Here is a 21,363-nt window from a genome sequence, read left to right as displayed (position 1 = left end):
CTAGAAGAACAGGTGGCCGATCAAAGGAGCAGCCAGCACGCTGATCAAACCAGCAGTCATCATCACGAGGCTGGCTACCACACCTTGCACCTCACCAATCTGCCGTGCTTTGGCCGTACCCGCACCGTGGGCTGCGGCACCAAAAATCGCGCCGTGGGCCAAGCGACTGCGGATCATCGGCAAGCAGGCCAGCACGGTTTCACCAATGGCCATACCCAAGACGCCGGTAATCACCACAAACACAGCGGCCAGATCAGCCGGGCCCCCCATGGATTTGGCGGCTTCAATCGCGAACGGGGTCGTCACGGAGCGCACCGCCAGGCCCTTTTGCAACATCACCGATAAACCCAACCAGCGGGCCAGCATGACCGAACTCACCACGGACGTGATCACCGCCGCGATAACGCCGGCACTGATCGACAACCAGTGTTTGCGGACCATGGCACGGTTATCGTAAATGGGCAGCGCAAAGGCAATGGTTGCCGGACCCAGCAGCCACATCAGCCAGTGTGAGTCCGCCATGTAATCCTGGTAGGGGATGTCTGCCAGCAAGACAATGGCAATCAGAATGGCTGGTGTGAGTAGCAGCGGCATCAAGATGACGTGCAAGCTGCGATCATAAATACGCTTGTTGGCGTAATACAGCGCAATGGTCAGCACAAAACAGAACGCGGCCAGCAAGGAATCAGACATGACGGTTACTCCGACGGCGTGCCAGCTTGAGTTCAAACTTGTACACCACATCGACCACAAATGCGGTCACCACCATGACAGCGACCGTGGATAAACCAATGACCGTGCAAACGCGCCAGCCCTGGCTGTGCAATAGCTCTGGGTGGTTCACCACGGCCAGCACCGCGGGCACAAAGAACAGCAGCATTTCACTCAGCAACCAGTTGGCCCCCTGACGGATCCAGCCGGTTTTCACCACGCCGGTAAACAGCAAACCCGTCAACAACAACAAACCCAGCAAGCTGGCAGGCATCGGCACATGCCAGCGGGTTTGCATCCATGCCGCCAGCAGCCATAAAGCGGACAGCGCCAGCACCTGCACAATGACATTGGCGATCTGCCGGACGCGTTGCCCCCATGGGCTGGCGGGGGCAGCCGGAGCATAAGAGGCAGAGGTAATCGAACTGGACATGATGCGTGAACCAATGACGGCGCTTGAACAATACCGTCAGTATAAAAACCCGCAATCCAGACATAAAATGAATAATAATTACCGGATCAATTCCATATTGGAATAGTTTGATTGCTATGGATATTCGCGCACTGCGTTATTTTGTTGAGGTTGTTCGCCAGCAAAGCTTCACCCGTGCAGCCCAGGCGCTGTTCGTCACTCAGCCCACCGTCAGCAAGATGGTCAAGCAATTGGAGGACGAACTGGGCGGTTTGTTATTGCTGCGAGAGGGTCGCAAAGTCATGCTGACGGATGCGGGCAAAGTGGCCTACACGCGGGCGCAATCCGTACTGGCAGAAGCTGCGCGGTTGCGGCAGGAAGTCGCTGAAGTGGATGGCATGGCACGCGGCGAGTTGAAGGTGGGGATTCCGCCCATGGCCGGGCGCTATCTGGCACCCGTGATCGGGCAGTTTCGCAAACAGTACCCGGGTGTGACTTTGCGTTTGCAGGAACAAGGGGGCCGCGCTCTGGAAGAAAGCGTAGTCAATGGCGATCTTGATCTGGGCATTACGGTGTTACCCGCGACGACATCCGGCCTCTCTACCCTGCCCGTTACCCGTCAGGCACTCGTTGTGGTCTACCCCGCTGGGCAGGCCCCCACCAGTACCGCCCCGGTCGCGATTGCCGACCTCGCCGATTGGCCTTTCGTGATGTACGAAGATGATTTTGCGTTGGCACACATGATCAGCGAGGCCTGCGAGCAAGCCGGCTTTACGCCGCAAATTGCCGGGCACAGCCGGCACTGGGATTTCATTGGCGAACTGGTCGCCGCGCAAATGGGCATCGGCATCTTGCCCGAGCCGATCGCCCATCAACTGGACCCGGCCCGTGTGGCGTTACGACCACTGGCAGACCCCACGCTAGTCTGGCAGCTGGGCTTTGTCTGGCGACAAGACTACCTCTCACGTGCGGGCCGCAGCTGGTTGCAGTGTTGTCAGGCGCAATTTGGTGCGGGCACCTGATCACGCTTTACGGGCGTGTTTTGTGGGACGACACCGGCGTTTGATTGGCGTGGGTGCTGGCTTCATCCATCATCTGCGCGCACGGCGTGTCTTTGGCGGTGCCAATGTCGACCAAAGGCAGCAGCGCCAGCGGCGGGGATATAAACGCCAGACCGACCGCTGCTGCGGCACGTCCCACCGGCTGCGGTAAAGAGGGCCGGACCGAGGGCTTTTTGAACGACCCGCTGATGTCGATGGGGCCGCGAAACGCCACCAGACTGATGTCTTTGGGGTTGGTCTTGAGCGCCATATCAATGTGCTCGTCACGGAAATTGATATTGCCGCTACCGGTCACCACTTGTTTGTCGGTATCCAGAATCAGTGTTTTGATCGTGGCATCGCCGTTGGTCGCACCCAGATCAGCCACCATGCAGCGCACCGGAACAGGCTTGTCGCCGGTAAACAAAATGGGAACCAGATTGGCAAGATCCAGATTGGTGAGCCGCATCAAGAGCTTGCTGATCTGGCCGCCATCCATGATCACGGCCACATTGCCGTTGGCCGAGCCGAGCATTTTCGCCACGCTGTTGCCTTGCATATCCAGCCGCGCCTTGCCGCCAACCAGCCCGGCGCTGGCTTCTTTGCTTTTGCCCAGATCCGGCACCAGTTGTGTCAGTTGCAAGCGGGTTGCAGAGGCATCTACCGCTGTCTTGAGCGGTGTCGTCGTGCTATCCAGCGTTAGTTTGGACACCACGTGGCCGCCCGCAACGCCAACATTGAGAGGATCAAGGGTCAGCACCCCATCCTTGAGGAACAAGTGCGCCTGCAGGTTATCCAGTGGCAGGCTGGCATTCACAATTTGTGCACCACTGAACTTCACATCGGCATTGGCAATGTTGAGTTTCTCGACACTGAACGGGTTATCCGGCAAGACCCGATCCCCCTTGGGCGGGGCCGGTTGGCCGCTCTCTGAACGTGCGCCGATAAAGCCGGAGAAATCCGCCAGATCCATTTTGCGGGACTTAAGATCGGCCGTGATCATCTTGGTCGCTGGCGCCAGGTCTACGGCAAAGTCGCCAGATACATCGCTATTACCGACGCGGCCGGTAAAGCGTTGTAGCTGCCAGACTTGATTGGCGTGCTGCAAATGCCCCGCCAGGCGATAGGGTGGCGTAGCAGGTAGCGGCAGCTTGAGGATTGGAAACAGCTGCGCCAGGCTCTGGCCCGACAAATTGAAATTGAGTGACAAACCGCCGAGCTTTTGCGGATTGGTCACCGTGCCTTTGGCGGCAAAGCGGGTCTGGCCAACCGTGCCCGAAGCTTCAAGCGGATACGGCTTGTCGGCGTCGCGCAAATCCAGCACGCCACCGCCGGTGGCACTGACATTGAAGCCCAGTTTACGAAATGCACCCTTGGCACCAATATCAATCGCGGCACTGGCGCCTTCCAGACCATTGCGCGTGGCGACGGTTGCGTTGACGTCCGAGCCTTCTGCATCCAGATAATGCACGTGACCATTGTCAACATTGACCTGGCCAAGCTTCACTGCCGGACTGCTGGCATCGCTTTGCGCCGGGGTACTGGTCAGTTTCTCGAACGTCCAGTTGTTCTGCCCTTGGGCGTTTTGTTCCAGCGTGACATCCGGGCCAGTCAGTACCACGCGCGGCAGTTGAACTTCTTTGTGCAACAAGGGCTTGAGCGGAAGGTCGAACTCCAGCTTTTGCAGCGTCGCCATCGTGGGCGTTTTGCTCCACGGCACATTGGCCAGTGTCAGGCCTTCTGCGGTAATGGTCGGCGTCCAGCCCAGGCGCACATTCAAGTTGCCGGTAATGGCAAATTGCCGCCCAAGTTTGTCCGATACGCGTTCAGAAATCGGCCCGCGCAGCATGTTCCAGTTAAACAGGTAAATGGCCAGCGCAATCAGCGCCACAATCACCGCCAGGATGGCGGGCCAGATTCTTCTTCTGCGTTTTGTGGTCATGAACCGGATACCCCGCAGCTTTGATGTTGAATACGTCCCCGTCTTTTATTATTCGCCACTACCTGTGCGCCGCCATCCGCTCACCGCCCCTCGACACGCCAGAAAATGCCTACACGGCGTCCCTCGTGACGCCAGGTCAGTTTTGTCCTACACCGCAACGCGAGGGTTTCTGGGTCAGACCGCGTATGCCACCGACATGTTCCACAGGCTTTACCTCGTAAGCTGCACACCATGGCATACGGATTGGATTGATATGCCTGCGGAAAACCAACAACACACAAAGGAGACCGCAATGTTAGGCACCATTCTTTTAGTGATTCTGATCCTGATCCTCATCGGCGCGCTGCCCACCTGGCCGCACAGCCGCAATTGGGGTTACGGGCCCAGCGGAGGCACCGGTATCTTGCTGGTGGTATTGATTGTTCTGCTGGTCATGGGCGTGGTCTGACCGCGCCCGGGTGAAGACTCACCTTTAAAACCACTGTCGAAAACATGCTCTTTTTCAACAACGCGCCGTTTCAGGATCGAGGAGATGCTGTCATGGACACTTCAACACAACGCCAGCGTGCTGGTGGCTTGATGCTGGATTTACTCGCTGCCGGGGCTTTGTGCATGGCCATTGCGCAAGCCATGAATATTGGTCGCCCGGCTCAGGCTGCGGATGAAACACCCGCCGTCCCGATGGCCTTCATCAGCCCCACCGGGTTGATCATGCCCCAAGCTAAAGCCAACGTAGTTTGTAGCCCCATCGAAGAATCCGAGTCCCCGTTATTGCGAGGCTATGGCCGGTATCTGATCGCAGAACACGCCATTGCTGCGGGTGATGTACTCAGCCTGCCCAGTAGCTGCGCGCTCAAACCAAACGTCGCCCCCGCACAAGCGTCAACGGTGCGATTACAGCTTAACGACGAACATGAACTGGTTCAGCCAGATGGCCTGCGCCTGATCTGAACGGGGATAAATATTCCCGCGTTGCAGCTCAGTTCAACCCTGCCCCTGAGAGCCCGCCTGGACGTGCCAGTCCTGCGGGCTTTTTTTTCAATGGCAGCGCGAAATGGTCAACGACACACTTTGTGCAGACCGCCCGATCTGCAAACCTTGGGCGAGCGGACTGCTGTAGTCCTCTCTCCCTATTCCCCTTCCCGAAACCCGCACACCAATCCCGTCCTCCACCGACATTCCCCCTCAACCCTGCGGTTCAAGATGAACTTGTCAGGTCGGGGCACGCTGCCGGGGCAGAACGGTGGCACCTCGTCCGTCACGTTGTTAACCCGTTACAAAAGGAGTTCATCATGACTTTGCCAGGCAATCAGTCGTATACCTCCACATCCCGTACCACAGCCATCAACGCGGCTGGCATGACCGCGCAGGTCATCGCCTCCCACGAGGTTGAAGGCTACAAAGTGGTTAACGAGCAAGGTGAGCATCTGGGCAAGATCGACCAGTTTGTGCTGGATGTCACCAACGGCCGCGTCGCCTATGCGGTGCTGTCGTTCGGGGGGTTCCTGGGCATGGGCGACAAGCTGTTCGCCATTCCGTGGTCCGCACTCAAACTGGATGAAGTCAACAAAGAGTTCATGCTGATTGGCGTGGACAAAGACACACTCAAGAACGCGCCCGGATTCGACAAGGATCACTGGCCTACTTTTGCTGACGAACAATGGGCCAGCAACCTGCACAGCTATTACCGGGCTGATCCTTACTGGAAGGACAACCTGCCACACTGATTGTGCGCACGCTGAACAGGGCAGATCACCCTTCATGGGTGGCATGCGGCCGCCAGTTTGACGACTGGCGGCCTTTTTCATGCGCCGTTTCAGCCATTGTCGCCATGTCAGATGCAACCTACCCGATCTCTCAACACAGCCGACAGCACGTCGCGCACCGCACCCGACATTTCTCTGGCGCAGGCCGCCGTACCATGCACTCATCGAACAAGAGAACACCCAGCCGGCCAGGTACCCGCTCAGGCAACATGAACCGGTTGACCCAACAAAACCCAAGAGAAAAAAGGCAGCACACCATGAACGAATGCAAAGCCATCCGGGATGCACTGCATAACCGCACGACCAGTCTGGTGAGCTTGTTAAAGCGCACGCAACGGCTGGCGATTGTGGCTGGGAATGCCCGGGTACAGCGCTGGGCCGATCATGAATTGAATGGCTACCCGGACGATGAAGCGCTACCGGAATACCGCATGGTCAGCGCGCAAGCGTGGGTTCGGTTGCAAGGCAATCAGGTCGTGATTGACGCCATGCTGATCTCGGGAGAGTTGATCCCCGCCTGGCTGCGCGAAGACCTGACCTACAGCCACTTGCGTAACCCGATATCCGATTACATGCCCTACTTGCTGGGCAAGCATGACGACGAATTGCGTGAGAACTGGTCACGCCAGCTGGTCGCCCAGCTAAATGCCGAGACCCGCCCGTTTGTGCCGGCCATGCGCTGCCTTGAAGGCTGGAAGACCATCCACCGCAGCGCCGTCTGCGAAATGGTGGCTTCGTGCCGCGATGAGTTGTTGTTTGCACTGAACGAAATTGAATTTGGCTTTGGACAAAGCGCTGCCATCAATACCGATATCAACGCAATCCAGCCCGAACCATCCCTGCGACCAGATCTGCGGCTTGCCATCAGCAGCCCGTACAAGGGCCAGGAACGCCGTACCGCATAAGCCGCTGCGCTCACGATGATGAGCGTGCTTTTGCCAGACCGTTATTCCAATAACGCCAGAACCGCAAAGGAGTCCGTCATGCTGCACTACGCTGTTGTGTTCTTTGTTATCGCCCTGATCGCCGCACTGCTGGGTTTTACCGGTATCGCCGCTGGCGCTGCGGATATCGCCCGCATTCTCTTCTTCTTGTTCATTGTGATTTTCCTGGTCAGCGTGGTGCTCGGCTTCCTCAGGGGCTGGTAGCGCTTGCTGAACAGCAAGGTGTTGTACCTGTAGTCCTGATCCACCGTGTGAGCTTTGAACCTGTTTTCCCCTCCCTGCTCTACTTCGGCAACCGGATAGTCCCTGACGGGTTATCCGGTCTTTTTTTTGGGGGTGACTTTACCCATGCAACCGGTGCTGGCGTTGCCCGGAACGACGCCCTCGACCAGGCCAGACATCGCCGCCGGGTTCACGGCTTCGCAGGAACAACATCTTTGCGGGAATGAATCCGGGCGGTCATTCCGGCCGGGAACCCCGGTATCAATTCACTACGCCGGTGATCTCTTCTCCATCACGCCCGCAAACAGTTCGCTTTCCAGAAACCTTTCCAGCCACGACCGCACATGCGGATAAGGTGCCTCAGCAAACCAGTCTTTATCTACATGTGCGAACTGCCGCACAAAGGGCAAGATGGCCATATCGACCAGCCCGGCGCGTGCGCCGGCCAGCCATGCCTGCCCGGCAAGGTGGTTGTCCAGCGTTTGCAAAAATACCTCGCCTTGCTGGCGGTGGCCGGCCTGATCCCGCTCGGGGAAACGCTCCGGATATTTGTAGCGGTCCAGATTACGTTTGAATTCACCATCATTGGTGGCGACCAGCTGGCGGGCCTCGTCATCCCAGCCGCTGCCCTCTAGCCAGCCTTGCGGATCATTGTGTTTGAGTGCCCACACCATGATCTCCAGACTTTGCTCCAGCACCGTGCCATCGACCAGATGCAGGACGGGCACGGTGCCCTTGGGCGAGATCGCCAGCATGGCAGCGGGTTTGTCGCGCAGGCTTACTTCGTGATGCAGCACCGGCGTCTGGCTGGCCGCTAGCGCCAGCCGGGCGCGAATCGCGTAAGGGCAGCGACGAAAGGTGTAGAGGGTGGGAAGGATGGGCATGGCGACGGCTGTCACGGCGACGTTCGGACACAGGGTAAAAACAGCATTATCCGGCCGGGCTGGACGTGCGCAAAGTAAAACGCCAGCGCAATGATGCGCTGGCGTTTTACCTGGTCAATCTGAACGGGCCAGAGACTATTGGCTCTTCACGGTCGTGTTATCGACAAGTGAGGTGACGCCGTCGACCGCTGAAACCACAGATTTGATCTCTGCATGTTTGGCTTCACTGTTAATTTCACCGGAGAGCGTCACCACGCCAGCACTTGTCGTCACATTCAGTGCCAGTGTGTTCAGGCCGGCATCTTTGGCCATGGCCGCTTTCACGCGGGTGGTCACCGTGGCGTCATCCAGCTTCGCGCCCGCTTTGGCGGAAGAATCAACCAGCGCATCTTTGGCACTGGATGCCGCAGCAGCAACGTCAGACGCCGCGTCTTGCAGCTTGGCCGAGGCGGAGGAATCGCCCGTGCCGGACTGTTGGCTCGTGGCCGGCGCTTCAGGCGTAGAGGCCTCCATGGCGGCACCGGAGGCAACGCTAGAAGCGCTCACTGGTTCGGCGTCATCGTGTTTTTGACAACCGGCAAGTACGCCGAATGCCAGCACGCTGAGCGCCAGCACAGACTGGGTGGAACACAAGATACGCTTGAGAGGCATTGGTTGGCTCCTTTGCTTTGGGCGCGATAGACAAACAGATGATCAAGACGGGTGTAGCCGCGCAGCGAGCCCTGATCGGGTTTGATCTGCGCGACTGCACAGGATGAATGTCAGTGGAACAGCAGGTAGCACAGCAACAACAGGGAAAACGGCACCCCCAGAACCCACGCAACAAGATATTTGGCCATCGTCGTCACCTTGATGTTTTTGCTCGGTGATTACACTGTATGCCCCAGCGCGGTGGTGAGATGTCCCCTCGCCCCTGATTGCCCTGTAGGGCGCCGATGGTGCCATTGTGAGCATCATCTGACAGTACCCCGTCTGGACAGTCAGCATGGCGCCGGGACGGACCTCAGCGCGCAGCGGCTCAAGCGGGCAGATCGGGTTGGCGCGGGCGGACGTTTTCGATCGTCTGTACCGCCTCGGTAAAATGCATGGATTTATCAAAGAAATATTCGACGCCCAGCATGCGCGCACGCCGCTCATACAAGCTGAACGCATGATTGGTCAGCACAACCCGCACGGGCGGGTTGAGTTCGTTGTTCTTGATGTAGGAAAGCACGTCAAAACCAGTGCCTTCCAGCAATTCAAGATCAATCACAGCAAGGTCAAAGTGCTGCTGTTTGAGCGCTGCAATAGCATCATTGGCGGTTGCGGCGAACGCAGTGAATACCACGTGGCCGCTGGCGGACAATGCTTCGACCAGCGCCTCGCGGATCAAGACTGAGTCTTCGACCAGCAAAGCGGTGACCACCGGTTCCGTTCCGGTTTCAGACGGCGGGGACGTCAATTCTGTACTCATGATCCGTTCCGGACTGCTCTTGTTCGGGCTCTGACGTCATCCAGTGGCGTGTACACCACCAGCACGTGTGTTCTGCATGCACCGGGCAAGCGCGGGCCAGATCGGCACCTACCAGACTTCTGTGCAATTGCATTGCTCTGTACGCTCAACGCACCCCCCTTCACTTGTCGCGGACGTGCCCGCCCTCTCCGGCAGGCAGCCCACTGAGTTGATCAGTTGATCAGTTCGTTTTTAATGGCGTAGTACGTGAGGTCGGCATTGGTTTTGAGGTTCATCTTTTCCAGCACGCGGGCACGGTAGGTGCTCACGGTTTTTACGGAGAGGAAAAGCTCGTTGGCGATATCCGTGGGCGACTTGCCGCTGGCAAGCTTGTAGAACACCTGGAACTCTCGCTCTGACAACATTTCATGCATGCGCTTGTCGCTGGGTTTGATCAACTCGTTGGCCAGCAAGTCCGCCAGTTCAGCCGAGACGTAGCGGCGACCGTTGCAAATGGTGCGGATGGCTTTGATGATCTCCGAGGGATCAGCATCTTTGGATAAGTACCCGCGGCAACCGGAACGGATCAGATTGAGTGCGTACAACTCTTCGGCGTAGCCGGAGAGAATCAGCACGGCCAGTTCTGGTTTGATGCGCTGCATGTCGCGCAGGGTATCCACGCCGTTTTTGTCAGGCATGGAGATATCCAGCAAGACAATGTCAAAGTCCTGCTTGCGGATCAGTTGCAGGGCTTCCATGCCGGAACTGGCTTCTGCCGTGACCTCCAGATCGTCCTCAAGCTCAATCAGTGAGCGCATACCCGATCTGACAATGCCGTGGTCATCCACCAGCAAAATGCGTCGTTTGTTTGTGCTGTTCACCATGGTTGTCCTCGGGGGTGATGCGCAGATCACCCCACTGCCTCTCTATCTGGATAAACGGATTTTATTTGGTTTTGACCAACCAGTCGGAAAGTTCATCGGCGTGTTCTTCTTCCACCGCCAGGATGTCTTCCAGCAAACGCCGGGTGGTCGGATCCTTGTCCGCAATAAAACGGACCAGTTCGCGATACACATCAATGGCAATCCGTTCAGCCACCAGATTTTCGCGGATCATCTCATGCAGCGTGGACACCTCAACGTAATCAGAGTGCGCCCGTTCAGAAAGCCCTTTGGGCGAGAAATCCGGCTTGCCACCCAGTTGCACAATCCGAGCCGCCAGCTTGTCGGCGTGTTCCAGCTCTTGTTCTGCATGCACCGCAAACTCGGCGGCAATGGCTTCAGACTGAATGCCCTTGGCCACATAGTGATGCAGCTTGTAGCGCAGCACGCAAACCAGTTCAGTGGCCAGTGCTTCATTCAGCAAACGGATCACCGTGCCGACATCCCCTGTGTAGCTGGATGTCTGTGCGCCATCGAGCACGTCCTTGCGTGCTTTTTCGCGGATCTCTCCGATATCAAGCACAAAATCATCGGTATGGGACATGTTTGACTCCAAAGCGTGGCGCCGCCTGCTTCGCCCTTGCTGCAACGGGCAGGTTACGCGCTGTGGTGTAAAATACGCGGTACCTGACTCGATCACCCACTGTATGCACCGTCAGCGGGGCTGGCGGGTCGGGGCAAGCGGTATCAGTAGTGTTGAAACCCACTATATGCACCTTGCCCAGTCACCCACAGGCGGGCGGCACTGAAGGTGATGTCGGCTTATTCCTACACGGCAAACGGCAACGCGCGGGCGGGTGCGTGGCGGCGAAGAAGGCATGATGCATGCTCGGTTCGCGTACTGGAGTTCACAGATCTCATGAAGAAAATGCTGCGTAATCTGCCCGGCATGCTCATGGCGCTGGGCTGGCGTTTGCAGGCCGGGCTGGCTTTTGCTGTCCTGCTGCCTGTGTTAGCCGCCTTTTTGTCTGACACATGGATTGGTCAGGCTGAAGAAGACAACGTCGGTATTGTCGCCACACACCAACGCATTCTGGCTTTCCAGGACTTGCAAAGTTTGCTGCTGGAGGCCGAATCCGCTCAGCGCGGTTTTCTGGTCAACGGCGATTTGCAATACCAGATGGCCTACGATCAGACCGTTCCCAAGATCCGGCAGCTGTCTGGCCAGTTGGTGGACCGTTACGCCGAAGTGCAGCCCAACAGCCCGCCGCGAGACGCCCGTAAAGTTCAGCAATTGTCAGTCGAGATCGGCGAGAAACTGGCTGAAATGGATATCGGCGTCAGCTATGCCCGTAGTGGCGACCTGGAACGCGGACGCGAACTGGTCAACACCAACCGCGGGTTTGAGCTGGCTGCCTCGATCAGCCGGCATATCGACGAACTACTGGCCAACGAGCATCGCATCCTTGGTGAAGAGCGCGCGGCGCGTCAACGCGTGGTCTTGTACGTGCGCCTTGCTGTGGCGGCGGCCTGGATACTGGTGCTGATTTTGAATCTGGGTCTGTTGCTCATGTTCGCCAGTCTGCTGGCACAAAAGAGTCGGCAGGCGCGGGATATGGCACAACGTCATGCCGTGCTGGATGCCCGTATTCATGAAAAAACCAGCGCACTCACGGCGTTGTCTATGGATTACCAGATGGGTGTGGAGCGTGAACGCGCCAAACTGGCGCGTGAGCTGCACGACGAACTGGGCTCGATCCTGACCGCCACCAAAATGGATATCTCCTGGGTTCAGCGCGAAATCAAAGACCAATACCCCAATATTTTCGAGAAACTCAAACGGACTTTGCGCAACCTGGATCAGGGCATCCAGTTCAAGCGTCGTGTGGTGCAGGAACTGCACCCGTCATTGCTGTCCACCTTTGGCCTGATTGCCTCCATTCGCTCACTGGCGGAAGACGCGGCCCAGCGCAGCAACTGGCAGATGGAACTGGCTTTGCCGGATGACGAAACCAAGATCGACGAAACGCTATCGCTGATCATTTACCGCATCGTGCAAGAGAGCCTCTCCAACGCCGCCAAGTATGCCAACGCCAGCAAGGTCGGGATCTCGTTGATGGTGGACGATGAGCACATGAAGCTGGAAATCGAAGACAACGGCGTGGGTTGCAACCTGGATAACCTACCCGGCGATACACATGGCCTGCAGGGCATTCGCCACCGGGCTACCGCCATTGGCGGCAAGCTGGAGTTTCGCAGCGAGCCGGGTAAGGGTTTGTATACCCGTGTGCTATTACCCCGTACCTTCGTCAAAGAAAAACAGCACCCGAAGGTGCTGTCCTGAGCCAGCCGGTCCACGCCGGACCGTGCTTAGCTGCTGTGTTGATCTGCTGAGTTTTCCAGCTTTTCGCCACCTTTCTGGATATCCTGGCCGGCGCCTTTAACCGTATTGCAAGCGGACAGGCTTGCGGCGAGCAACAAGGCGACAAGTACGCATACTCGTTTCATGACAACTCTCCTTTGTGTGTTCTGGTAGCGCGGCTGGCGCGCCGCTTTTCCGTGATGCCACTGTAACCGCACCCCACGGTGAATGACTGTCGCTGCGCCATCCATTTTTTTGTCGTCCATTTCCTACGTGAACACTGATTTTCGACGGAGTTAGCCGAAAAAGACAAAAAAGAAGCCGCGTTGCGAGATGGCGGCTCTCGTAACGCGGCAGCACCCTGACAAAGGAGAGGCAACCGCAGACGCGGTCTGGGTGGGTGCAAGTCAGGTAGCCCTGCGGCTACCCCGTGCAGTCAGTATGGACAATCAGTGCTTGGTGGTACGCACGGTACGCTTCGCGTCTTCGCGAGCATCACCGACAGCGGCTTGTACCTTGCCAGCGTTCTTTTGCAGATTGCCCTTCAATTGGGTACCCGGGTTGCCGGTTGCCTTGCCTACGGTTTCCTTCACGGCGCCCTTGGCTTCGTTGATGCGACCTTTCACTTGATCCTTGTTCATGATGCTTTCCTCTTTGACTGTTCAAGAAAATGTCAGGAAATGCAGTTATTCAACGATGACGGGATTGAATCCCGGTATCGCTCTGCACAGAACCATAGTACGGCGGGTACCTCAGGCAAACTGTGGGTTCCAGACCGTTTCTTGCGTCAGTCATTGTCTGGCACATCCCGGTCAAAGACTGACGATGCGCGCAGCCCTCACGACGGGGGCGCCAACACGCATCCAGCCTGCAGCAGTGCGGAGGTAGGAATTTGCCCTGGATGAATTATCATGACTTTGTACTTTCCGGAGAGAGAGCATTGATCGCCCCTAGCCTGCATCCAGAGGAAAAGAACCGACTAGAAGCGCTGCAGACCATGTGTGTACTGGATACCCCGCCAGTACATGAGCTTGATCGCGTCACGCGCATGGCCAGTCGCTTGTTCGATGTACCCATTGCGCTGGTCTCGCTGGTGGATGCCAATCGCCAGTGGTTCAAATCCCGCGTGGGGCTAGACGCCACAGAAACCCCGCGTGATATCTCGTTTTGCGGCCATGCCATCCTGGCACCTGGCGCCCTTGTCGTGCGCGATGCCGCCCGTGATGTGCGCTTTGCAGACAACCCGTTAGTCGTTGGGCCGCCATTCATTCGCTTTTACGCGGGCCAACCCATTCGTTCACTGGAAGGCCACCCTATCGGGACCTTATGCCTGATCAGCCCGCAGCCGCGTGAATTCACCGACACCGATGTGGCGACCCTGCGCGATCTCGGATCCATCGTCGAACAATATTTCCAGCAACAAGAGTCGTTCATGCGGGCACATCGCGCTGAGCGGGAACTCGCGCACTCGCAAACACTGTTTGAGAAAACCTTCGAGCATGCGGCTGTGGGGATCGCCGTGGTGTCGATCGAGGGTCACTGGTTACGCGTCAACCAGCAACTCTGCCAAATGCTGGGCTACCGCGAAACCGAATTGCTGCAAAAAACGTTTCAAGAGATCACCCACCCGGAAGATCTGGCTGCAGATCTCGAACTGGTCAGCAAAGTACTCGCTGGCAGCCTGCCCAGTTACACGCTGGAGAAACGGTATATCCATGCCAATGGCTCTGTTGTGTGGATTTTGCTGACGGTTTCGCTCTTTTATGACGAGTTCGACAAAACACGCTCGTTCATTGCCATCATCAATGACATTACGCAGCGCAAGCAGATGGAAAACGAACTACTGACGCTACAGGCAGAACTCGAACAGCGCGTAGAGACGCGAACGCAGGAGCTTTCAACCGCGCTCATTCAGTTGCGCGAGGAAATGGATTTACGGGAGGCCATGCAGCATTCTTTGCACCTGGAGAAAGAGCGCTTCCGGCTCACCCTGGCCAACGCGGCCGATGCCTTTATCGAGCTTGACCCGCAAGGTGCTGTCACGGCCTGGAACCAGGCCGCAGAACAAATCCTGGGCTGGACGCGTGAGGAAGTTCTGCATCGCCCGGCGCAAGATCTGATCATTCCGTCAGCCCTTTGTGCACCCGGCCGCAAAGGGTTTGACCAGTTTATTGGCAATAGCCGCGGCACAAGCGCCCACATCCAGTTTCCCGCGCTACGCAAAGATGGTTCGGAGTTCCCCGCTGAACTCACCCTGGCAGAGAACACCATTGAAGGTCAGCGCATCGTGAATGCCTTCTTGCGTGATATTTCGCAACGCAAGGCCGATGAGCAGGAAATTCTCTCCAGCCGCTGGCGGCTTCGTTTGTTGACCGACAACATGCCAGGCCCAATCAGCCATGTGGACGAGCATTTGCGCTATCTGTTTACCAACCGCACCTATGAAGCCTGGTTTGGCGGCGCCAATGGCAGTTTGATCGGCAAACATATGGCAGAAGTCGTCGACGCGCAGGCGCTGGCCACGGCACAACCCTTCATTGCCCAGGCACTGGCAGGCAAGCAGGTGACCTACGAAAACCAGGTAGTACGGCCGGAAGGCACGCTGTATACCCACACTACGCTGGTACCGGATATCCGCGCAGATGGCCATGTTCAGGGTTTTTACACACTCTCTCAGGACATTACCGAACGCAAGGTGCTGGAAAACAAACTGGCTTTTGAGGCTGCCCATGATCCATTGACCGGCCTGCCCAATCGCCGCGCCTTTATGCGCCTTCTGCATGAAACGATTGCCCGTAGCCGCCGCAGTGGACAGGGCATCGGCCTGCTGTTCCTTGATCTGGATGGCTTCAAACTGATCAACGATACGCTTGGCCATGAATTCGGGGATAAGGTGCTGCGCGTCTTTGCAGACACCCTCACCCGCTCGGTACGCGAGACCGATATTGTCTCGCGGTTGGCGGGCGATGAATTCACCATTGTGCTGGAGGGCCTGGACAGCCCGGAATCAGCGGCCAGCCTTGTGGCAACCAAGGTGCTCGATCATATTGCGCAAGTGGCGCAGATTGAGGGCAAGCCAGTGGCGCTGCGGTCCAGCATCGGCATTGCGACTTGCTCGGGTGCCTGCACCCTGGCGGCAGAGCAATTGCTGGCTGTTGCGGACGCGGCCATGTATCGCGCCAAAGCGGGTGGCAAACATACTTTTGCCATCAATTAGTGCGCCCCGGGACCCGGAGATGACAAAGCCCCGCATTGGCGGGGCTTTGTCATACGAAAACTGGTGCAAGGCATCTCGGACTCAGCCCTGCTCAAGTCATTCCCTTGGGAATGCGGGCATCTTAAGGGTTGATTGTGACGTCGGCATGACAAGTTTTCGACCAATGAATATCATTTTTCACGCCCAGGCTGACCTTCATCCAGCCACCCCCCGGTGAAACCGGCCCGCTGCAAACCTGTGACCACGCAGGGGCACTGGCGCATCCATTCCCACACCGAGCCATACAGATGGTTCTCGATCATCAACACAACAGGCCCTTGGTCTATGCCGAAATGCCAGGGCGAGACCCAGCCATATGGCCCGTCAACTGACTCTGGCCAGGTTGGATTAAAACTGGCCTTGAAGCCATATGAATTTCCGGTGTGCAGATCAAGTTCATGGACAAAATAATCAATGCACGACAACACGGTATCCGGGGCAAAAGGCAGGGAAGCCACCACCACCCAGGGTGCCAGGGTCCCATCGTCCGGGCCGTGCGGCACCCCGCGCGCCACGTAGTCGTAAAACTCGCGCATGACGCCATCAACCATGCGCCGCGCCGGGCCCGGGCCGTCAGACGCGGTGATGCCCCAACACCGCTCGCTATACCCTTTGAAGCCGCGCGGATTATCCATGGCATACCGTTGTTGCACCAGCGTGGCACGGCGACTGTTCTCAAAGTAATCAATCCCTTTGCTACGCATGAATTTATCCTGAATGCCACGAAAATCCACCCATACGTGCGACAACTGATGGGTGAACATCGACCCTGAATAAAGGTAATCCAGTCCGTAGTTATGCTGCCATTGATAGCCAGCCGCCCAGGTTTGGTAGCTCTCAGCGGGCAGCGGGTGCGTGGGGGAGCCCAGTCCGAGCACATATAACAACAAGGCTTCGTCGTACCCTTCCCAGAGCGATGGCGAAAACCCCGCCTCTGGCGTCCAGCCCATGGAGACCGCAGAAAACCCGCCCATGGCCCACACCCAGTCGGCGCGACGATATAACGCATCTGCCAGGCTGCGGATTTCCAGCTCTAACGGATCATCACCCTGAAAGAACTGCGCGCAAACCAATACACCGGCAAGCAGAAAGGCGGTATCAATCGTCGATAACTCACACTGGCCAAAACGCCGGCCCGTACGCATATCCAGAAAATGATAATAAAACCCGTGATGCCCAGTCGCATCTGGTTCTGGCCCGTGAGGTGCGTGCCAAAAGAAACGCAGGGTGGCCAGAACACGTTCCACAGCAGTTTGCCGAGGCACGAACCCACGCAGCACAGCCACCGGCCAGCATGTAAGCCCCATGCCAACGGCCGCAATGCTGGCCGGCCAGTCCGGTGCGGTCTTGTCGAGAACGAGACCATTGCAAGGGTTGGTTTCGTGTTCAAAATAGCTAAATGCTACGCGCTGGATGTGCGCCAGTGTGTGAGCAGAAATGGCAAGCCCTCCTTCTGACCAGGCGCCCCCGACGGCAGCGCAATCAGCGTTGTGATGCGTAAAACCCTGCAGGGTTCCCTAACGTTGCAGCAAGCCTACAGTTGCTGACAGTACGTCTCATCTGAGCCTGCACGCTTTGTAGCTTATGAACTAGAATAAAGCCGTCATGTTGACGCCCGATTGCAAGAGATTATGTCTGAACACCAATCGCCCGATATTTCCGGTTCCAAGCTCAACGAACAGCGCTTTCATATCCTGGAGCAAATTGCGCAGGAAATGGGCGGCAATATCGTCTTTCCGGTCTGCTTTGAAATAACTGCCAAAATCAGTCTGGTCATGCGCAGCAAAGCGCCCACAATTCAGAAAATTGCAGTCGAAATCCAGAAAGACCCACTGGTTACCAGCAAGATATTAAAGCTGGCCAATTCCGTGACCTATAACCCGGGTGGGGCGACGGTCACTGATCTGAATCAGGCGCTCATGCGCATTGGCATGCAGGCGACACGGTCACTGGCTCTGGCTTGCGCCATGGAGCAAATGTCGCAATCGAAGGCGGTATCGCCGTTCGAAGCGTTTTCTCGTGAAATTCTCACACACAGTCTGAAAGCGTCGATGGTGGCGCGGATTCTGGCGCAAAAGCTGGCCCCGCATCTGCATGCGGATTCCGCCATGCTGGCGGGTCTGGTTCATGATCTGGGCGCTTTTTATATCTTGCACCATGCGGTGCGTTACCCTGAATTGGTGGAACGCCCGGACTCCGTACAGTATCTGGTCGCGCAGTGGCATGAAAGCATTGGCGTGATATTGCTTGATGCTTTGGGCTTGCCAGAAGAGGTCGTGGAATCGGTAGCGGATCATGACTTCCCGCGCGCCACGCCCGTGGAACACCTGCGTTCATTGGCTGATGTCGTCTACGTGGCCAATCTCTGGGCGGGCGGGCTCAACGAAGTACAAAAGCTTGACGCACCGAGCACAGCCAACGAACCAGCGGAACTGACCAACCCCAAATATGTGGCGCTGCAGCCTGAATTTGAGGCTGCGATCGCTGAGTTCCTGAGCACCTGGTAGCTTGCCTCCCCGCCCCGGTGCTATAGGCACCGGAAACACACTCAATCCGTTGATTTCCCTACTTATGAGCAGCTTGTTTATCGCTGTGCTTCTTGCTTTTCTGATGTTGCTGGCCGCTGCGGCTGGCGCGGCCTGGTCCGCCCGGCATCGCACCATCGCAGGTAACTCAGAATCACAAAGTAGTCTAAGCGCCGTCGAGACAGGATTATTCGGTTTACTCGGCCTGCTACTCGCCTTTACGTTTTCTGGCGCTGCGTCGCGCTTTGATAATCGGGCCAGTTTGCTGGTTGACGCTGCCAATGCCCTGCACGCCTGCATTTTGCGCGCAGACCTTTATCCGGCAGCAGAACGCGCTGAATTGCGCCATGATCTACGGCTTTATCTGGATACACAGATCGCGTTCTATGATCAGGAACACGATACGGCAGCGCGTCTGGCCATCATCCAGCGCAGCGACCTGCTGCAACAGCAAATGTGGACCAGGGTCACCGGGTGGTCCCGCGAACCCGCAAACAGCCTGGCCACCACACAAACCATTAATGCGCTGGATCGCGCTTTTTCGCTGGCGGCAAGCCGTCAGATTGCATCACAGGCACGACTGCCCAATACCATCGTCTGGTTGCTGTTCATCATGGCCATCGCAACGGCTTATACCAGCGGTTATGTGCATGGCGGGAACGGTCGTTTCAGTTGGTCGGGCTATCTGGGCTTTTCGTTGCTGACGGCCATGGTGGTGTATGTGACACTGGATCTGGATAACCCCGGGCAGGGATTGATCCGGCGTGACGTGCAGGAATATTCCTTCACGGCGTTGCGTGCCTTACTGGCTACGCCATAGCCAATCCTGACAGAAGATTGACGCAGGGCAACAACAACCCTGCGCAAGCGATCGTGCACAACGGTGCTGCACAAGCAGGCGACCCGAAACAGCAACAACAATCAGGGAGAAACGCCGTGAATGCCAGCACACGCCCGCGTCAACACGCCAAGCGGTTGTTCGTTATTGGTCAGCTTGCCGCGTCACTGGCATTGGTTTATGCGCCAGCACAGGCTGAAATCACCATTCTGCATCCATCCAGCACGCTCAAGACAGGCAGCCCCCTGTCATTTACCCTCTTACTGGATAACCCCGGACAGCAAGATACGACCATCACGCTACCGGCAACATTGCACGCCATGGTCAGCAGTCCGGATTTTCCCGTCGTTCCGGTTGAATTACAGCGCACGGCCAATAGCCCCGGCACCGTCACACTAGCGCCAGGTGCTTATCGTAAAGTCGCCTATGAAGCAGCGTTACCCGCTAATCTGCGTGGCACTATCCGGGTTCAGCTCAATGGATTTGATACCGCGCCGGTGCTGATTGCACTGGGTGTTGCCCCCACCGCCAAACCCGCAGGGACAGAAGCCAGCGGCACCATGGCGAGTGCAGCGGCAGCCTCTTCTGCGGCGGAGAATGCCCCTTCCCCGCATCAATCACCGCAAGATGACGGAGTCACTGCAACAGCGGCAACCGTTGCCACGCCTGGCCAGCAAACTGCGCCACCAACCTTGCTGCGCGCGGCGGAATCCCGGTTGTCATCCTACGAGCCCATGTACTTTGGCATTGGCAAGAACGGGGATGTGACATCCAAATTCCAGATCAGCTTTAAATATCGCTTGGGACTACCAGAAAACCCGGCATCCCGTGGCTTTCTGGACAATTTGTATTTCGGCTTCACTGAGCGCTCGATGTGGAATCTGTCAGAAGATTCGCACCCGTTTGAAGACAGCAGTTACATGCCCAGCCTGTTCTACTATGTGCCCGATACCGGCGTGAAAGCAGACTGGTTCAGCCGTCTTGGCATTGAAACCGGTGCAAGGCATGAATCCAACGGCAAGGCTGGCGTTGATTCACGCAGCATCAATTACGCCTTTGTCCGGCCCATCCTGCATTTTGGTGATCCACTCAAGGGCGAATGGATTGTTGCGCCCAAACTGTATTACTACCCACCAACCAGCGACAACGGCGACATGCGCGATTACCGTGGGTTTGTTGATCTGGATATCATCTACGGCGCGTCAGATGGCTGGCAACTGGCCAGCACCTTCCGCAAAGGCACCAAGTCCGATTACGGCAGCGCAGAATTTCAGTACACCTATCCTCTGACAAAAATCTGGCCCGCAGCGGGTGGCTATCTGTTTGCTGATTTCTTCACTGGCTATGGGGAGAACATGCTGGACTACAAACAACACAGCAACATTGTCCGTTTTGGCTACAGCATTACGCGGCAAACCTGGTAACCACACTGCAGCATGAAAAATGCCGGCATTTCAGCCGGCATTTTTTCGCATTCACTCATGCGCAGTCTATTCACCGCGCTTTTCACAGTTGATCATCCAGGGAATACCAAAGCGATCTGTCAGCATGGCAAAGCGCTGTGCCCAGAAAGTCTCCTGAATGGGCATATCAATCGCCTCTGCCCTGTCTGCCAGCGCGGCATAAACGCGATCGGCATCCTCAGGTGTATCAAGCAGCACGGATACCGCAAAACCTTGGGGCTTTTTGGCATACACCGGCGGCGCATCAGAGCCCATCAGGATGCGGCCGTTGGCTTCAAGACGGGCATGCACGATTTTCTCACCCCATTCCGGTGCAGGCTCATTGCCCGGAGGCATATCGCCATGCTTCATCATCATCAATATCTTGCCGTTAAAGACCTTGGCATAAAAATGAAAAGCTTCTTCGCAAGTCCCGTCAAAATTCAGATACGGCGTGAAATCCATATTGCGCTCCTTTATCAATCGGTTCTTCAGGGTAGTCAGTGCTCAAGCACATTCATTGCCGCACTCAAGAGTACGACGAATAGCCGTCAGAGAAATCGACAAATCCAGGCTGTAATTTGCAGAAATTTTGATTGCCAATTGATTTTAAAGGGAATTTTATTTGCCAAACGCATTGAAATATCGATGATCGGCAGCGGCCGCGCACAAAGCAAAACGCCCGTACAGGTGTCTGTACGGGCGC

Annotated in this window: 23 protein-coding genes; 11 read left to right on the top strand and 12 right to left on the bottom strand. The window is 56.8% G+C overall.

Features of this window, described 5'->3' with window-relative positions:
- Together IEX44_RS15865 and IEX44_RS15860 are read right to left on the bottom strand one after the other, a co-directional pair.
- Complete coding sequence (locus IEX44_RS15865; RefSeq protein ID WP_188696120.1) at positions 1–693, bottom strand: LrgB family protein; 693 nt, start codon at positions 691–693, stop codon at positions 1–3.
- Positions 686–1,144, bottom strand: coding sequence for a CidA/LrgA family protein (locus IEX44_RS15860; protein WP_188696117.1), 459 nt, complete (start codon positions 1,142–1,144; stop codon positions 686–688). Before IEX44_RS15860 ends, IEX44_RS15865 begins: the two co-directional genes overlap by 8 nt.
- 116 nt (positions 1,145–1,260) lie before the next feature.
- Here IEX44_RS15860 and IEX44_RS15855 point away from each other — a divergent pair, with 116 nt between their 5' ends.
- The gene (locus tag IEX44_RS15855) at positions 1,261–2,145 is read left to right on the top strand and encodes a LysR family transcriptional regulator (protein ID WP_188696114.1); all 885 of its coding nucleotides are present in this window, start codon (positions 1,261–1,263) and stop codon (positions 2,143–2,145) included.
- A 7-nt stretch (positions 2,146–2,152) separates the two neighbouring features.
- Here IEX44_RS15855 and IEX44_RS15850 read toward each other — a convergent pair whose 3' ends face one another.
- On the bottom strand, positions 2,153–4,105 hold the full coding sequence (locus IEX44_RS15850; RefSeq protein ID WP_188696112.1) for an AsmA family protein: 1,953 nt from the start codon (positions 4,103–4,105) through the stop codon (positions 2,153–2,155).
- Positions 4,106–4,397: 292 nt separating this feature from the next.
- Between IEX44_RS15850 and IEX44_RS15845 the strand changes: the two genes are divergently transcribed.
- From IEX44_RS15845 to IEX44_RS15825, 5 genes are all read left to right on the top strand, one after another.
- Positions 4,398–4,553 (top strand): DUF3309 family protein, encoded by a 156-nt coding sequence (locus IEX44_RS15845; protein WP_188696109.1) that lies wholly within the window; start codon positions 4,398–4,400, stop codon positions 4,551–4,553.
- Positions 4,554–4,645: 92 nt separating this feature from the next.
- Positions 4,646–5,056 (top strand): hypothetical protein, encoded by a 411-nt coding sequence (locus tag IEX44_RS15840; RefSeq protein ID WP_188696106.1) that lies wholly within the window; start codon positions 4,646–4,648, stop codon positions 5,054–5,056.
- Positions 5,057–5,397: 341 nt separating this feature from the next.
- Entirely contained in the window at positions 5,398–5,832 is a 435-nt protein-coding gene (locus IEX44_RS15835) for a PRC-barrel domain-containing protein (protein WP_188696105.1), read from the top strand.
- A 296-nt stretch (positions 5,833–6,128) separates the two neighbouring features.
- Positions 6,129–6,776: an AbiTii domain-containing protein gene (locus IEX44_RS15830; RefSeq protein ID WP_188696102.1), complete on the top strand. Its 648-nt coding sequence runs from the start codon at positions 6,129–6,131 to the stop codon at positions 6,774–6,776.
- 78 nt (positions 6,777–6,854) lie between these two features.
- A complete protein-coding gene (locus IEX44_RS15825; protein ID WP_188696099.1) occupies positions 6,855–7,019 on the top strand; it encodes a DUF1328 domain-containing protein in 165 nt (54 codons plus the stop codon).
- Positions 7,020–7,306: 287 nt separating this feature from the next.
- On the opposite strand, the gene IEX44_RS15820 is transcribed toward IEX44_RS15825, so the two are convergent.
- From IEX44_RS15820 to IEX44_RS15800, 5 genes are all read right to left on the bottom strand, one after another.
- Complete coding sequence (locus IEX44_RS15820) at positions 7,307–7,921, bottom strand: glutathione S-transferase (protein ID WP_188696096.1); 615 nt, start codon at positions 7,919–7,921, stop codon at positions 7,307–7,309.
- A 135-nt stretch (positions 7,922–8,056) separates the two neighbouring features.
- The gene (locus IEX44_RS15815; protein ID WP_188696094.1) at positions 8,057–8,572 is read right to left on the bottom strand and encodes a BON domain-containing protein; all 516 of its coding nucleotides are present in this window, start codon (positions 8,570–8,572) and stop codon (positions 8,057–8,059) included.
- 367 nt (positions 8,573–8,939) lie between these two features.
- Entirely contained in the window at positions 8,940–9,374 is a 435-nt protein-coding gene (locus IEX44_RS15810) for a response regulator (protein WP_188696090.1), read from the bottom strand.
- A 212-nt stretch (positions 9,375–9,586) separates the two neighbouring features.
- Positions 9,587–10,237, bottom strand: coding sequence for a response regulator (locus IEX44_RS15805; protein WP_188696087.1), 651 nt, complete (start codon positions 10,235–10,237; stop codon positions 9,587–9,589).
- Positions 10,238–10,298: 61 nt separating this feature from the next.
- Entirely contained in the window at positions 10,299–10,838 is a 540-nt protein-coding gene (locus IEX44_RS15800) for a ferritin-like domain-containing protein (protein WP_188696084.1), read from the bottom strand.
- A gap of 315 nt (positions 10,839–11,153) precedes the next feature.
- Here IEX44_RS15800 and IEX44_RS15795 point away from each other — a divergent pair, with 315 nt between their 5' ends.
- Positions 11,154–12,578: a CHASE3 domain-containing protein gene (locus tag IEX44_RS15795; RefSeq protein WP_188696081.1), complete on the top strand. Its 1,425-nt coding sequence runs from the start codon at positions 11,154–11,156 to the stop codon at positions 12,576–12,578.
- 26 nt (positions 12,579–12,604) lie between these two features.
- On the opposite strand, the gene IEX44_RS15790 is transcribed toward IEX44_RS15795, so the two are convergent.
- The gene (locus IEX44_RS15790; RefSeq protein ID WP_188696078.1) at positions 12,605–12,742 is read right to left on the bottom strand and encodes an entericidin A/B family lipoprotein; all 138 of its coding nucleotides are present in this window, start codon (positions 12,740–12,742) and stop codon (positions 12,605–12,607) included.
- A 303-nt stretch (positions 12,743–13,045) separates the two neighbouring features.
- Positions 13,046–13,237 (bottom strand): CsbD family protein, encoded by a 192-nt coding sequence (locus tag IEX44_RS15785; RefSeq protein ID WP_188696075.1) that lies wholly within the window; start codon positions 13,235–13,237, stop codon positions 13,046–13,048.
- A 299-nt stretch (positions 13,238–13,536) separates the two neighbouring features.
- Between IEX44_RS15785 and IEX44_RS15780 the strand changes: the two genes are divergently transcribed.
- A complete protein-coding gene (locus tag IEX44_RS15780) occupies positions 13,537–15,813 on the top strand; it encodes a PAS domain S-box protein (RefSeq protein ID WP_188696070.1) in 2,277 nt (758 codons plus the stop codon).
- A 170-nt stretch (positions 15,814–15,983) separates the two neighbouring features.
- On the opposite strand, the gene IEX44_RS15775 is transcribed toward IEX44_RS15780, so the two are convergent.
- Positions 15,984–16,997 carry a glucoamylase family protein gene (locus IEX44_RS15775; protein WP_229679227.1) on the bottom strand — a complete coding sequence of 338 codons (1,014 nt, stop codon included), beginning with the start codon at positions 16,995–16,997 and terminating at the stop codon, positions 15,984–15,986.
- Between the two features lie 486 nt (positions 16,998–17,483).
- Between IEX44_RS15775 and IEX44_RS15770 the strand changes: the two genes are divergently transcribed.
- From IEX44_RS15770 to IEX44_RS15760, 3 genes are all read left to right on the top strand, one after another.
- Positions 17,484–18,359: an HDOD domain-containing protein gene (locus IEX44_RS15770; RefSeq protein WP_188696068.1), complete on the top strand. Its 876-nt coding sequence runs from the start codon at positions 17,484–17,486 to the stop codon at positions 18,357–18,359.
- Between the two features lie 64 nt (positions 18,360–18,423).
- Positions 18,424–19,197: a bestrophin-like domain gene (locus IEX44_RS15765; RefSeq protein ID WP_188696064.1), complete on the top strand. Its 774-nt coding sequence runs from the start codon at positions 18,424–18,426 to the stop codon at positions 19,195–19,197.
- Between the two features lie 116 nt (positions 19,198–19,313).
- Entirely contained in the window at positions 19,314–20,639 is a 1,326-nt protein-coding gene (locus tag IEX44_RS15760) for a phospholipase A (RefSeq protein ID WP_188696061.1), read from the top strand.
- A gap of 66 nt (positions 20,640–20,705) precedes the next feature.
- Here IEX44_RS15760 and IEX44_RS15755 read toward each other — a convergent pair whose 3' ends face one another.
- Positions 20,706–21,122 (bottom strand): VOC family protein, encoded by a 417-nt coding sequence (locus IEX44_RS15755; protein WP_188696058.1) that lies wholly within the window; start codon positions 21,120–21,122, stop codon positions 20,706–20,708.
- Positions 21,123–21,363: the final 241 nt, after the last annotated feature.

This window comes from Silvimonas amylolytica, assembly GCF_014645555.1.
Classification (GTDB): Bacteria; Pseudomonadota; Gammaproteobacteria; order Burkholderiales; family Chitinibacteraceae; genus Silvimonas; species Silvimonas amylolytica.
The sequence above is the reverse complement of the archived record's forward strand: the minus strand, read 5'-3'. Positions and strand labels throughout refer to the sequence as shown.